Raw genomic sequence first — 14199 nt, 5'->3', positions numbered from 1 at the left:
TCAATGCTCTTTGCGCGCGTCAGTCCGTCTATGAGGCAGCAACGCCAGTCAAATCGAGCTTCTCAGCATAGTGGCACCGCGCCAGCCGCCCGCCCGCCAACGTGCGAAGCGCTGGCACTTCGGTGCGGCAGGTCTGATCGGCATAAGGGCAACGCGGATGGAAGGCACAGCCGGTTGGCACATTCATCGCATCGGCGATTTCCCCTTTCAGCGGCACACGCTTGCGCAGGCGATTGCCACGCGGATCAGGCTGCGGCACCGCCGCCAGCAGCGCTTCTGTGTAAGGATGCAGCGGCTTTGTAAACATCTCGGCTGTTGGCCCCACCTCCATCAAACGGCCCAGATACATCACGCCCACCCGATCCGAGATATGCTCGACCATGCCCAGATCGTGGGTGATAAACAGATAGGTCAGGCCAAATTTTTCCTGCAAATCCTGCATCAGATTGATGTTTTGCGCCGCCACCGACACATCCAGCGCGGACACCGCTTCGTCGGCGGCAATAAAACTGGGGTTCAGCGCGAGTGCGCGGGCAATGCCGATACGCTGGCGTTGGCCACCCGAAAACGCATGCGGATAGCGCATCACATATTCCGGGCGAAGACCCACCAGCCCCAAAAGCTCAGCCACCCGGTCGCGAATTTCAGCAGGCGTTCCCCAGCCATGGATGACCAAAGGCTCCCCCACCAGATCCAGAAGCCGCATACGTGGATTGAGCGACGAATAGGGATCTTGAAAAATCATTTGCATTTCGCGGCGAATGTCGCGCATCTCGAAATCATTGAGCGCGGTGATATCGACCACAGAGCCATCACCCCGGCGAAACAGAATCGAGCCACCGCTGACATCATAGGCGCGCAAAATCAGGCGCGCGATGGAGGATTTGCCCGAACCACTTTCGCCCACCAGACCAAAGGTTTCGCCTTTCTTGATATCAAAGCTGATGTCATCCACCGCTTTGATGCTGCCGATCTGCTTGCGCATCCAGCCTTTATAGATGGGAAAGTGCTTGCGCGCCTCGCGGATGGACAGCAGCGTATCATCTGCCATCGGGGCCTGAGCCTGGGATGTCGGAGAAAGAAGTGCATTGCTCATTGGGCTGCCTCCATACGATCAGGGTCGGGCAAATCAGTTCCGGGAAAATGGCAGCGGGCAATCTGACCACTCGCATAGTGCACCACATCGGGGATGCGCACATTGCACACGCCCGCCACCGCCCGTTCGCACCGAGGATGGAAGGAACAGCCGGAGGGCACATTATACGGGTCTGGCACCATGCCAGAGATAGTACGCAGCCGTTTGCCATGGCTTTTGCCAAGCCGTGGAATGGAGCCGAGAAGCGCTTGCGTATAGGGATGTTTCGGCTCGTAGAAAATCTCATCCACCGTGCCGGTTTCGACAACCCGGCCAAGATACATCACCGCAATGCGATCGGCGATATCGGCCACCACGCCAAAATTATGGGTGATGAACACAATGGCCATATCCATTTCTTGCTGAAGAGATTTCAGCAATTCCAGAATTTGGGCTTCCGTGGTCACGTCCAGCGCCGTGGTTGGCTCATCGGCAATCAGCAGACAGGGATCACAGGCCAACGCCAGCGCAATCATCGCCCTTTGCCGCATGCCGCCAGACAGGTGATGCGGGTAATTATCGACAATTTCATTGGGGCGCGGCATTTGCACCTTGGTCAAAAGCTCTATGGCGCGTTGGCGCGCCTGCGCTTTTGAGACTTTTTGATGCAACATAACCGTGCGCATGATCTGCGTGCCAATGGTATGCACCGGCGAAAGGGCTGTCATGGGTTCTTGAAACACCATGCCAATATCGCCGCCGCGTAAACTCCGCATGGTTTTGCCAAGCCGCTCTTGCTCAGACAGCACGATTTCCTGACCATCGCGCTTTCGAAACTGCACCGAGCCGCCTGCATCCACCGCATTTTTGGGCAAAAGCCGCATGATGGAGCGTGCCGTCACCGACTTGCCAGAACCGCTTTCGCCAACAATGCCCAGCACTTCGCCTCGGTTGACATGATAGGACACGCCATTGACGGCTTTGACCAGACCGTCACGGGTGGGAAAGTGCACACCAACGTCGTTCAATTGCAAAATACGCTCTGGTGGCATGGGAGAATGAGTCATGGTTTCCTTACCTCCTCAATGGCCATAGGGATCGGCTGCATCGCGCAGACCGTCGCCCAAGAAGTTGAAGGCGAGAACAACAAAAATAATCGCAATGCCCGGAGCCAACAGCCATGGTGCCAGCGCAATCGAGCGCAGGTTTTGCGCATCCTGAAGCAGCACGCCCCAAGACACCACCGGCGGGCGAAGCCCCAACCCTAAGAAGCTCAAAGCCGTTTCGCCCAAAATCATCTCCGGCACCGCAAGCGTGGTGGCCGCAATGATATGGCTGGTCATGGCAGGCAGCATATGTTTGGTAACAATGCGATATTCGGTGGCACCAGAGAGACGCGCCGCCAAAATATAATCCTCGGTTTTCAGCGAATAAAACCGCCCGCGTACCACCCGCGCCAGGCTGGTCCAGCCAATCAGCGCCAAAATGATGGTGATCAGCACATAGACCAGCAGCGGATCCCAGGTGATCGGCAAGGCCGCCGCAAGCCCCATCCAGAGGGGTATTGTGGGGATAGAGCGGATAAACTCCATCAACCGCTGGATCGCCCCATCAATCGCGCCACCATAATAACCGGAGACTGCCCCCATAAAGATGCCAATGAAAAAGGCAAAGGCAACGCCGATCAGACCCGCCGAGAGCGTGACCCGCGCCCCATAGAGAATGCGTGAAAACAGATCGCGGCCAAGGGAATCGGTGCCAATCACATTGATCTTCTGTTTGGAACCTTCAATGCCAAACAGATGGATCTTGGTGGGAAACAGGCCCAGCAGATTATAAGCATCGCCCTTGGTGAAATAGGAGATTGGCAAAGGCTTGGCTGTGTCTTCCACATAGATCACCCGCGCCGTTTCCGGATCGCGGCTGCGCTTCAACCCATAGATAAACGGGCGTTGCAGGCTGCCCTCATGAAGGACATGAATACGGGTGGGCGGCACAAACGTATTGAGTTTGTTGATGTCGCCGGGGTCGTAAGGCGAGATGAAATCGGCAAACACCGTGATGACAATGCAGAACCCCAGAAAAATCAGCGAGGCCAGCGCCAGTTTGTGTTTTTTAAACCGCCACCAGATCAGCGTCCACGGTTTGGCGGTATAGAGCGCTTCATCCTTGGTAACAGGTGCGGCCAAGGGCGGCTGTTTTTGCTCCACAACAGCTTGAGAACTTTGGGTCAAGTCAGTCATGAGCACCTCACGAGAAACGAATGCGCGGGTCAGACCAAGCCAGCAGAATGTCGGATAACATTGTGCCGATCACGGTGAACACGCTGAGAATGAGGATAAAGCTGCCGGCCAGATACATGTCCTGCATCTGAAGCGCTTTGAGCAAAAGCGGACCGGTGGTCGGCAGGTTCAGCACCACGGCCGCAATAATATCGCCGGAAAACAGCGCTGGCAGCGCCCAGCCGACGGTGGAGATAAATGGATTGAGCGCGATGCGCACCGGATAGCGCCACACCACCTGCCGCTCGGTCATGCCTTGGGCATAGGCGGTTTCCACATAGGGCTTGCCGATTTCATCCAGCATATTGGCCCGCATCACGCGAATCAGCCCCGCCGTGCTGCTGACCCCCAGCACCACCACCGGCACCCACAGATGCGAGAGCAGATTGACAAACCGCGCCCAGGACCACGGCGCTGAGGCATATTCAGCCGAAAACAACCCGCCGACATCGAGATTGAAATAGGTGAAACTGAGCCACATCAAAATCAGCGCCAGAAGAAACTCCGGCACACCTTTGCCGATAAAGCCAAAGATGGTGAACACATAATCGAGAAAGGAATATTGCCGGGTTGCCGAATAGACGCCGATGGGAATGGCAATGATCCAGGTGAACACCATGGACAAGGACGAGATGGCCAGCGTGAGCCCGAGGCGATCCCAGATCATGTCCTTGACATCCATGTTCCATTCCAGCGAGCGGCCAAAATCACCATGAAAGATAATCGCGCTGATCCAACGCCAATATTGCAGCACAATCGGATCATTCAGTCCGTATTGCTGGCGCATCAAGGCTTCCTGCACGTCGGTGATATATTCGCCATTGTGGCGCAATTGCCCGACATAGGCCGTGACATAATCTCCCGGCGGCAGCTGGATAATAACGAAGGATATAAAGGAGACGAAAATCAATGTGGGTATGGCCCACAGGATCCGTCTGATAATCAGATTGATCATGGCTCCTCCTCCGGGTTGCTCACCCGCCGGTTCCAATTTCGAAAGTCAGGCCAGCCTAACGATGGGGTTGGCCGTCTATTTTTTGTGGTGAAGAATTTGAAAGCTGGACCTAAAAAAGCCCCTCCCCGACCCTCCCCACAAGGGGGAGGGGTGATCACACGGCACAACAGTGCCCTGCCCGCTTATTTGTCGAAGTAAAACTGCGCAGGATAGGCAATGCCTTCACCACGGGTCACATCATCATTGATAAGGCCGTCGCGGACATTCTTCATGGTGTTTTTGGCAATCACCAGAGCCGGGGTTTGGCCCACCAAACCAATGACATAACCCTGTTCCACAAAGGTTTTAATCATGTGATTGGTGGCTTTGTCAGCCTCTTCAATCGTGCTGGCTCCGGCGGCCTTATCCCAGTCGGCCCACAGCGAGCGAATGGGTGAATCCTTCGGTGGCTCCATGCCAGAGGCACCCTTGGTTTGATACCAGGTGTAATATTGCTCGGCATAGCCATCATCGCCCAGCATCAGGCGGGGATCGGAAGGCACAATCGAGAGCCGGTCAAACGGGGTATATTGCATCTGGAAATCATTGTTGTCGCGATTGGAATCGTACTGGGTCCGGTCAATCACCCGCGGCAAAAGCTCGACGCCAATGTCGCGCCAATTGTCGCGGATCATTTCCAGCGTATTGGCAAAGGCATCCAGATAGGTTTCCACCACAATAGAGATCCGCTTGCCATCCTTGTTCAGGCGGAAGCCATCGCCATCGCGCTTGGTGAGGCCCATCTTGTCGAGCAGTTCATTGGCCTTGTCCGGATCATGCTCAGCCCAGTGCTTGGCAAGCTCTTCATTATAATAGGGAGAGCTGGAAACCGGAGAGGCAGAGCGCGCCTTGCCAAGGCCCGATTGCGACAATTCGTTGATGGTGTCGCGGTCAATGGCAATGCTCAAGGCATGACGGAAATCAACAGTGTTGATCAACGCATTCAGGCCCGGATCCTTCACGGTGAGATTAGGCACCAGAGACCAGGCTTCCGAATTGGTCCATTTCAGCACTTTATAATCGCCGCGCTTCTCATTTTCCTTATAGAAGGTAAAATCACCATTGAAGGTGTAGCGCTGCTGCATGTCGATCTGGCCCTGTACGACCATCAGGTTGAAATTTTCCTGACCATCAAACAGCTTGTGTTCGATCCGGTCGATATAGGGCAGCTGATTGCCTGCCTTATCGACCATGTAATAATAAGGATTGCGCTCCATCACCATCACATCGGCAGGCGGCGGCGTGACAATTTTCCATGGCGTAATCACCGGCAGATCAGGGTTCTGGTTCCAGGCCGTAATCGGCCCCTTGGAGCTCCACAGGTCAGACCATTTCTTCACACCCTTTTCAGCCACCACCTTATCAAGGGCGGCCTTATCGGCATATTTCGGCATGAAATTCTTCAAATAGTGCTTCGGCATAATGAAGGATGGACGGTCCAGACTTGGCTCGCCAGTGGAATCCTTGGCCAAAATGGTGAGGAAATACACATAGGGCTGGGCAAACTTGACCTTGAAGGTGCGCCCATCGACAATCTCCACCTGAAGCGGCTTGCCGCCCGGCGCATAGAGCGTATCAATCGTCGCCACAATGTCCTTGTTCATAAAGACATCTTCATACCAGAACTTCACGTCTTCGGTGGTGACGGGCACGCCATCAGACCACTTCAGGCCATCGAGCAGCGTGAAGGTAAATTCCTTGCCATCCGGGCTCATGCTATAGCTATCGATGAAGGTCGGAATCATCTTCAGCTTGCCATCCGCCCCTTGGAAAAACTTGAGCGCCCGCTCTTCAATCAACTTGGTGGGACCCCAACGGTCGCCCGGGCCTTTATAGGCGCGGTGCCAGGTGCCGCCAAACTTACCAATGCTTTCAACATCCAGAACACGCGGATGGGTTGGCAAACGCTGATCAACCGGTGGCAGCTTGCCCGCCTTCACCTCTGCATCCAGCATTGGTGATTGTTGAAACGCAAATGCGGCTTGCGCACCCATGCCAATCATCAGTGCAGCGATAGACATCGTAAAAATATTTTTATTGATGTTCATACTTCCCTCCTCCTTCAAATTCTACCCCACACCTCCAATGCTGGGTAAAATCGCTCTTTAAGACACGCTCGTAGATCGCTCTCGAAAAATCAAGAACAAAAATATTTTCATTTCATTTTATCTCGAAAAAATATATTTATTCTGCATAGAAGGGGTTGGTGAACAGCTGAGGCGCTTGATCGCGCCAGACCTCGAAACGCAAAAAGCGGCCAGAGAAAGCCCGCTCCAAGGTTATCGTGCTGTGATCTGCGATATGACGGCCGACCACGCCTTCCTCGGTAAGAACGCGAACCTCATCGCCCACGACAAGGCCGCTAAAGCCCAGCGTCAGCACGGTGCCTGCCGCCACCTGATCGCCAAACACCGGGCTGCTATCGCCCAGCGGCGTGACCATCACGGCATCCGGCGATGCGGTGACAACATTGCGGCCATCGCGCACGGCTTTGAGAATATCGGCAATCGAGCCGCTATCAGCGTAAAGATTATTGGCGGGATAGCCATGACGACGGCGGTTTTTCAGATGAAAGTCGCTGCCGCCGGTGGCTGGAATACGTCGGCCCGCCACCAGCAATTCCTGCCAGAAGGCCAAGCCCTGCTCGTTCATCACCGACCAATTGCCATTCCAGATTTCATAGGCATCAAAAGCCACATCAAAACCGGATTGCCAGCGACCACCAGCGGAATTCTGGAACGGGTGATTGATAACAATGGTGGCACCCTTGGCACGCGCCTCCTGCATTTTGTCCGCCACATCCTGTGGCGAGCGACAGCGCCAGTCCTCGAGCGGCTGGGCCAAGCCATGGAAATTGGTATGGCCGTAAAACGACGTCAGCTCCATAGCCGGAATGACCAATATGCCCGGATCATCAGGGCAAATGGCGTTTTGCGACACCGTGTTGTGGTCAGTAATCGACACAAAATCGAGCCGGGATGCCCGCGCCCGATAAATCGCATCCAGCACGGTTACGCCGCCATCGGAATGTTCGGAGTGACTATGCAGATCTCCCACCAGCCAACGCTGTCGTTTGGGCGTCAGCCGAATATGCAGATCCACCTTGCAATCGGGGCCAATTTTGACGATGCCCAGCACCACATGCCAATGGCCGGGCAAAGGCCCTTTGTCATAACCTGGCGTGACACGATCTGCCTCCAGCGTGATATGGCCGCGCTCGGCACCCGTCCAGCCGCGCATGCGACCATGCTGGGCAACCCCAAGATCAATAACACTGCCACCGCCCCCAAAAGGAAAGTGATAGCTGACATCAATTCGCTCTATGTCGGCCCCGACTTCGAACGGAATCTCAATGAAGGATTTTTCGCCCTCTGGAAACTGATCGATGATGTGATGAAAATCTTGATAGGTATCCACGTCGCTCTCCTCCGACACGAAAGCCTGTCAAATTCCCATGGAACCCGACAGGCATTAAATTGCTTTGTTTTGTTGCTTTGCAATAGGTTAGCGCGACAGCTTCAGCGTGATGACCTCAAACGGCATGAACGTCAGCGTCAGCCCATCCGCACCAATGACGAATGCCTCCCCGCCCTCTTCAAGCAGATCAACAATTGTCGCCGTTTTGAAACGTGCATCCGGCACAAGATGCGCGGATTGGCGCGCGCCCGTTGTCTCCCACAGGCGAATGATCACACCATCATCGTCTTCTGCCTTTTTCACAGCTTCCAGCGTGATGCTTTTTGTCTTCACCTCAATCAGTGGCGTAGCCGACACATCTGCCGCAACAGGGCTGGCCGCACCACGCAACAGCCGAAGCGGCATGTTGAAGTCCTCGGCAGCGTGATGAACGGCATTTTTATCGCCATCATGAATGAACAAGGCATAGCGGAAATGATGCTCGCCCTGATCAGCCTCCGGCCACGGATAGGTGGGGGAGCGCAGCAAGGTCAGGCGCAGTTCTGTGCCTTTGGCGTCATAGCCATATTTGCAATCATTGAGCAGCGCGACGCCAAAATCCGGCTCGCTCATATCCACCCAACGCTGCATGGAGCATTCAAAGCGGGCACGATCCCACGATGTATTGCGATGGGTGGCGCGCTTGACATGGCCAAACTGAATTTCGGCATCCACCGAAGCAGCATTCATGGCCAGCGGAAACGCCGCTTTCACCAGCGTATTATGCTCATGCCAGTCAATGAATGTCTCAACCTCCACCTGCCGCGCACCGGCCAGCAGAGACACGACCTGCACCAGTCTTGAGCTCTCATAAGCCCACTCAAACCGGATTGCGGCCCGCAATGGACCTGTTTCAACCACCTCGGCACTGACAAGCTGATCAATTTCAAAGATCTGATCTTCAAAATCATCGTCAATATCCCAGGCATCAAACTGGGCGGGCATATCGCGAAAAGCTTGCAAGCGGTTGGCCAGAGCGCCACGCGGCAAAACATCACGTCCGGTTTTTGCATCGACCATCGCTGTTATGCGTCCGGCATCATCAAACCGCACCGACACCAGCCCATTGCTCAAGTGCTGCACCGAAACCGAGAGCCGATCATCTGCAACAACCACGATCGCTGGCTCTGCCAAAGCAAGCGGCGCAACATCTTTGACTATTGCCGCAAAACGGGTTTTTCCATCTGCGCCCACAAGCACCTGCTCAGCCTTCGCGGCAAAGCTTTGATCATCGCAAATCAAGCCACTGCGCGCGCGCGCCGTGGCATTAAACACAGCCACATCGGACGCGCACGGCAACCCTGAGAGCAAAGATTGTTTCAGCAGGCCCGCCTCATGGAAAAACCGTGCGTAATCAACATCACTATCGTCATAAACGGCACCAATGGAGGAGCCGGGCAAAATATCATGAAACTGATTGAGCATCACAATATCCCACAGCGCTCTGAGAGCCTCCGCGGGATAGGCCGCCCCCGTCTCCACCTGTGCCATCACCGCCAAGGTTTCCAATTCGCGCAGCTCAATCTCGGCCTTGCGGTTATGGCGCTTGTTTTTGGCAACAGAGGTCAGCGTGCCGCGATGAAATTCCGCATAGAGTTCACCCACCCACACAGGATAGCGCTCTGGATTGGCCTGCATACGCCCTATCAAGCCTTCAAAAAACGGCCGCATTGGCGCGTGTTTTACTGTCGGGCAGCCCGGAATGCCTTGCTCCATCCGGCGAATATTGTGCAGCATTTCGCGGGTTGGTCCGCCGCCGCCATCGCCATGACCGTAAACCAGAAACAATTCGGAATTCACATCCTGCTGACCATGACGCCGCCACGTTCCCATCACATGCGTTGGCTTGAGATTGGGGCAATAGGTGGTGTTATAGGTCTGTGCATCATAAGGCTGGGTGGTCAGGAAATAGGCCACCACCTTTGAGCCATCAATGCCCTGCCAGAACATGGTCTCGTTCGGCATCCGGTTGGTGTCATTCCATGACAGTTTATGCGTAACAAAACTGTCCAGCCCGGATTTTGCCATCAGCTGCGGCAGGGCGGCCGAATAGCCAAAGGTGTCTGGCAGCCAAATCATCCGAGGGCGGACATCAAACGTCTTCTGATGATAGCGCACACCATAGAGAATATGGCGCACCAGCGCTTCTCCGCCGGTGATATTCACATCCGGCTCCAGCCAGAGCGCGCCTTCAATCTCAAAGCGACCCGTTTTGACCTCGGCGTCAATACGGCTGAACAGCTCGGGATAATCCTCGCGCAGGTAATCCAGAAGCACGCATTGGTTATACATGAACTGATAATCGGGAAAATCCTGCATCAGCGACAACGCTGTGGCCATGGAGCGGGCCATTTTCTGGCGCGTTTCACGCACACGCCAAAGCCATGCCACATCGATATGCGTATGGCCGGTGGCAACAATCACCGGCTTTTCCTCAAAATCGACCGCTTGATAGATCGCAGCAGCTACCTCTCTTGCCGCCGCCACCGAAGCCTGGAAGCGCGCATCATTGCCGGGGCGCAAATCAAGCACATCAATGGCTGCATTCAAGCGGCCCAAAATAAAATGACGGCGAGGATCGTCCTCTTTCAGCAAACGCGCCACATCCAGCGGCACGCGAAGATCATAGTAAAGATTCTCAACTTCCAGATCATGCACCTGCATTTGCAGCGCAAACCCGAGCTGACGTCGATCTTCAATCGTGCCCGCCTCAATCAGAATATCGAACTGCTCACCCTCTGAGCCACAATTGGTCAGCAAAAACTCCCGGTGATTGCCATCCACACCCTGCTGGATGCGCCCATTGACGCGCACCAGGCATTGCGGATCGCACCGCCCCATCACCGAGCCAAACGCGGCCTCCACACGACAGACAATGCGACGCCCTTCCGCCTCAGCCGGCAAAATCGCGGAACCGCCGAACCAGTAATAGCCATCCGGCTCACCCCACACCAGATCGCGCGAGACCGGCGTCCAGCCCTCGCGATTTTCCAAGGCCACCGCTGCGCGCTCACCGGACGAGGCTTGACGAAAAACCAGCGGCACATCGCAATCCAGCGATAAAAACAGACGCTCCCGAAGGCGAGACAGAAGGTGGTCGAGTTTACGGATTCGGTTCATGCGTTTTCCACCTGTATCATCATCAAAAAACGGCGGCGATCATTCTGCTGGGCAGGCGGCCGGCAGCAAAAGCTGGGTTGGAACGCAACAAGCAGCAAAGAGCCATCCAAATACCCATCAAACCGCGAAATACTTTTTAAAAATATTTTCACGAACATCGAAATAATCATGACTATGAATTGTGTCTCACTCCACACACAGCCTTTCCTCCTCCTCACCACACCAAGTCAATAGCCTGAAAGGTCATCATATACCAGCAATAGTGCGTTACAAGCCTTTAGCGAGGACTCGTTTCGTTTTTGCCGCTCATTTGAATTTAAAAAATATTTTCACAAACAGTTCTCAAGTCATCTTTACAGCGCCGGAATCGTGCCGAATTCAGCCAGAACAGCCATCAGCCTGAAAACCATATCTTATCGCTCTCCAACCGTAACAATTTCGCATATTTTTTAGGCAAATTTTATCGAATGAGACAAATTACACGTATTTAAGCCCAATAAATTCCATTTCTCGCTAAAATTGCTGATTTTTTATGCAAAAAATCCACCACATCCGCAAATGCTAATCAAATATAAACCGCAGCACCTTATCGCTGCGCAATAAATTGACATTTATCAAATCAAGCCCTGCTGTGCGCACGCTTGCCCCTATCTGGATAAGGACATTACGATGACTATCATAGGCAATATGAAAATCGGCACACGCGTTGTCATTGTTGCCGCCATTCCGTCAATTGCCTTGCTTGGAATAATGGTCCAAGACAATTTGAAAAGACTTGACCTAGCCTCGCAGGCACAATCGGTGGCAGCCATTTCGGCAATGGCACCTGTCATCGGTGGCCTGGTGCATGAAATCCAAAAAGAGCGTGGTGCGTCAGCCGGCTTTATCGGCGCGGGCGGCCAAGGAGAATTCGCTTCGCTGCTCGACAAGCAAAGAACCCTGACGAACAGGGCAATGCAGACTTACGACGCTTTGAACTTGACGGCGACAGACGCCGTCGGTGGTCAGGCTCTGCACGATCTCGCCAACCAAAGCCGGATCAAACTCGAACAGCTCAACGCGATGCGCGAGAATGTTTCCTCTCTCAAGGCAACCGTGCCTGAAGTGGCAGCCTATTTTGCCGATACGATAGCAAGTCTTCTCAAAATCATTGAATCGATGAGTTCCCTGACCACAGACAGCCGGATCTCCAACCGGATCGTTGCTTATTCCTCCTTGCTGCAGGGCAAGGAAAGAGCGGGGCAGGAAAGAACCATCGGAACGGCGGCTTTCACCAGCGGACGCTTCAGTCCTGAAAGCTATCAACAGTTCGTTAAATTCGCCGCGATGCAAAATACCTATTTTTCCACTTTCAACAGCTATGCCAATCCAGAAGAGCGGCGCGCCCTTCAGAATGCATTGACAGGAGATGTTGGAAAACGCGTTGAAGACCAGCGTAGCGTCGCATTGAAAAGCCCCTTTGGTGGATCGCTCAGCGACGTTAAAGGCGAGGATTGGTACAAGGCGGCCACCAACCGGATCAATGCTTTAAAAGCTGTCGAAGATCAGACCGGGTCGGAATTGAGTGCCTTTGCCACCAACACTGCAGCATCGGAGCGCAGAGGGCTGATGATCTCCATTGCGGCATCTCTCGCGGCTTTGGCTTTCGTTGCTCTTCTGGCCGCGATTGTTACACGCTCTATCACCGGGCCCGTTGGCCGGATTGTCGGCACGATGCGTGCTCTTGCCTCTGGCCGAGCCGATACGGAGCTGGATGTAACGCCTGACCAAAGCGAGATCGGTGACATGGTCCGCTCTGTTGCTGTGTTCAGAACAAACGCTCAGGAACGACTACGGCTGGAAGCGGAAGCAAACGCCAATCGCTCCTTGTCTGAACGCGAACAACGGGAACGTGAGCGTCAACAGGCTCAGGATGCCGCAGAGGTTCAGTTTGCCGTGGACACACTGGCCGACGGCCTCGGCGCATTGGCCGCCGGCCAGCTCACCTATCGTCTCAACGCCCCGTTCGCGTCCCGTCTTGATAAAATCCGTATCGATTTTAATGGCGCGATCCAACATCTTGAAGAGGTTATCATGGACGTGAGCAGCAATGCCCAGGCGATTGCGGCTGGCTCAAGCCAGATCAGAGCGTCCGCAGACGACTTGGCAAAGCGCACGGAACAACAGGCGGCATCCGTTGAAGAGACCGCAGCAGCCCTCGAACAGATTACCACCACCGTCGCCGACACCACCAATCGAGCCGAAGAAGCAGGCCGCCTTGTCAGCTCTACCCGTGAAAATGCCGAGCACTCAGGTGCCGTTGTCACCAAAGCCATTGGCGCAATGAACGAAATCAAGGCATCGTCCGATGAAATTTCGAACATTATTGGCGTCATTGACGAGATCGCCTTTCAGACCAACCTGCTGGCCCTCAATGCCGGCGTCGAAGCCGCCCGTGCGGGAGAAGCTGGCAAAGGATTTGCAGTGGTTGCCCAAGAGGTCCGAGAACTGGCACAACGCTCCGCCAGCGCCGCCAAGGATATCAAGGCTCTGATCGCACAATCAGGCGAGCACGTCGTAAATGGCGTCAGTCTCGTTGGTGAAACAGGTCAAGCGCTGAATCAAATCGTGACACAGGTTAAGGAAATCAGCATTAACGTCCTCTCCATTGTGGAAGCATCCCGAGAACAAGCCACGGGCATTAAGGAAATCAATCACGCCGTATCGCAAATGGATCATGGCACCCAGCAAAATGCTGCCATGGTCGAAGAGTCCACCGCGGCAAGCCACGCCCTTGCCAAAGAAGCCGATTCACTCTTTGCGCTGGTGGGCAAATTCGAAACCACCGCTGGCATGTTAACCCAACCCCGGCATAATTCGAGGCCGTCGTACAAAAGATACGGCTAAGGTTCTCCATATTCTACACTTTGGTACGACAACCAAAGGCCTTTCCGTAAAAGGAAAGGCCCAATGCCATTTTCCAGCTAAGACACGGGAATGTCTCGACGAGAGGTCTGCATCAACTCTCATAGCAGACGCGCACTGCATTTGGCGATCTTCCAAATATTGCGATCAAAAGCGCCACCATCCGGATTTATTTAGACCAAAAATGTTCTACTAACGCTTTCGTTGTTGCGAGACAGAAGCCGACAAACTGAGTCGTGGGATACAGTGATCCACTTATTTGGAACGTGAAAACGATAAAGGCCCCTAAATTTCAGCTTGGTTGTGCCCAGCAGACCCGGAACGTGAGGATTGGTGGTTTTCGAGCTTTACTGCCCCAAAACGCAAAA

Annotated in this window: 9 protein-coding genes; 2 read left to right on the top strand and 7 right to left on the bottom strand. The window is 54.3% G+C overall.

Features of this window, described 5'->3' with window-relative positions; translation table 11 throughout:
* Nucleotides 1-28: 28 nt before the first annotated feature.
* From BJF95_RS01950 to BJF95_RS01920, 7 genes are all read right to left on the bottom strand, one after another.
* The gene (locus tag BJF95_RS01950; protein ID WP_245297217.1) at nt 29-1096 is read right to left on the bottom strand and encodes an ABC transporter ATP-binding protein; all 1068 of its coding nucleotides are present in this window, start codon (nt 1094-1096) and stop codon (nt 29-31) included.
* The gene (locus tag BJF95_RS01945; protein WP_210187715.1) at nt 1093-2142 is read right to left on the bottom strand and encodes an ABC transporter ATP-binding protein; all 1050 of its coding nucleotides are present in this window, start codon (nt 2140-2142) and stop codon (nt 1093-1095) included. Before BJF95_RS01945 ends, BJF95_RS01950 begins: the two co-directional genes overlap by 4 nt.
* A gap of 15 nt (nt 2143-2157) precedes the next feature.
* Nucleotides 2158-3318, bottom strand: a complete 1161-nt coding sequence (locus tag BJF95_RS01940; RefSeq protein WP_075637771.1) for an ABC transporter permease — start codon at nt 3316-3318, stop codon at nt 2158-2160.
* Nucleotides 3319-3325: 7 nt separating this feature from the next.
* Nucleotides 3326-4312, bottom strand: coding sequence for an ABC transporter permease (locus tag BJF95_RS01935; RefSeq protein ID WP_075637770.1), 987 nt, complete (start codon nt 4310-4312; stop codon nt 3326-3328).
* Nucleotides 4313-4494: 182 nt separating this feature from the next.
* Complete coding sequence (locus BJF95_RS01930; RefSeq protein WP_075637769.1) at nt 4495-6399, bottom strand: ABC transporter substrate-binding protein; 1905 nt, start codon at nt 6397-6399, stop codon at nt 4495-4497.
* A 136-nt stretch (nt 6400-6535) separates the two neighbouring features.
* Nucleotides 6536-7768 carry a CehA/McbA family metallohydrolase gene (locus BJF95_RS01925; RefSeq protein ID WP_075637768.1) on the bottom strand — a complete coding sequence of 411 codons (1233 nt, stop codon included), beginning with the start codon at nt 7766-7768 and terminating at the stop codon, nt 6536-6538.
* A gap of 87 nt (nt 7769-7855) precedes the next feature.
* Nucleotides 7856-10927: an alpha-mannosidase gene (locus BJF95_RS01920; protein WP_075637767.1), complete on the bottom strand. Its 3072-nt coding sequence runs from the start codon at nt 10925-10927 to the stop codon at nt 7856-7858.
* Between BJF95_RS01920 and BJF95_RS23990 the strand changes: the two genes are divergently transcribed.
* Both BJF95_RS23990 and BJF95_RS01915 read left to right on the top strand, forming a co-directional pair.
* Entirely contained in the window at nt 10926-11093 is a 168-nt protein-coding gene (locus BJF95_RS23990) for a hypothetical protein (protein WP_175577183.1), read from the top strand. The two genes, BJF95_RS01920 and BJF95_RS23990, sit on opposite strands and share 2 nt — an antisense overlap.
* A gap of 503 nt (nt 11094-11596) precedes the next feature.
* Nucleotides 11597-13813, top strand: coding sequence for a methyl-accepting chemotaxis protein (locus BJF95_RS01915; protein WP_139317371.1), 2217 nt, complete (start codon nt 11597-11599; stop codon nt 13811-13813).
* Nucleotides 13814-14199: the final 386 nt, after the last annotated feature.

The organism is Rhizobium oryziradicis, from assembly GCF_001939045.1.
Lineage (GTDB): Bacteria > Pseudomonadota > Alphaproteobacteria > Rhizobiales > Rhizobiaceae > Allorhizobium > Allorhizobium oryziradicis.
Note: the sequence above shows the minus strand (reverse complement) of the source record. Positions and strands in the feature narration are given on the sequence as shown.

Coding starts and splice junctions, on each gene's coding strand:
- BJF95_RS01950 (WP_245297217.1), bottom strand. CDS start 1,096: ATGAGCAATGCACTTCTTTCTCCGACATCCCAGGCTCAGGCCCCGATG.
- BJF95_RS01945 (WP_210187715.1), bottom strand. CDS start 2,142: ATGACTCATTCTCCCATGCCACCAGAGCGTATTTTGCAATTGAACGAC.
- BJF95_RS01940 (WP_075637771.1), bottom strand. CDS start 3,318: ATGACTGACTTGACCCAAAGTTCTCAAGCTGTTGTGGAGCAAAAACAG.
- BJF95_RS01935 (WP_075637770.1), bottom strand. CDS start 4,312: ATGATCAATCTGATTATCAGACGGATCCTGTGGGCCATACCCACATTG.
- BJF95_RS01930 (WP_075637769.1), bottom strand. CDS start 6,399: ATGAACATCAATAAAAATATTTTTACGATGTCTATCGCTGCACTGATG.
- BJF95_RS23990 (WP_175577183.1), top strand. CDS start 10,926: ATGCGTTTTCCACCTGTATCATCATCAAAAAACGGCGGCGATCATTCT.
- BJF95_RS01920 (WP_075637767.1), bottom strand. CDS start 10,927: ATGAACCGAATCCGTAAACTCGACCACCTTCTGTCTCGCCTTCGGGAG.
- BJF95_RS01915 (WP_139317371.1), top strand. CDS start 11,597: ATGACTATCATAGGCAATATGAAAATCGGCACACGCGTTGTCATTGTT.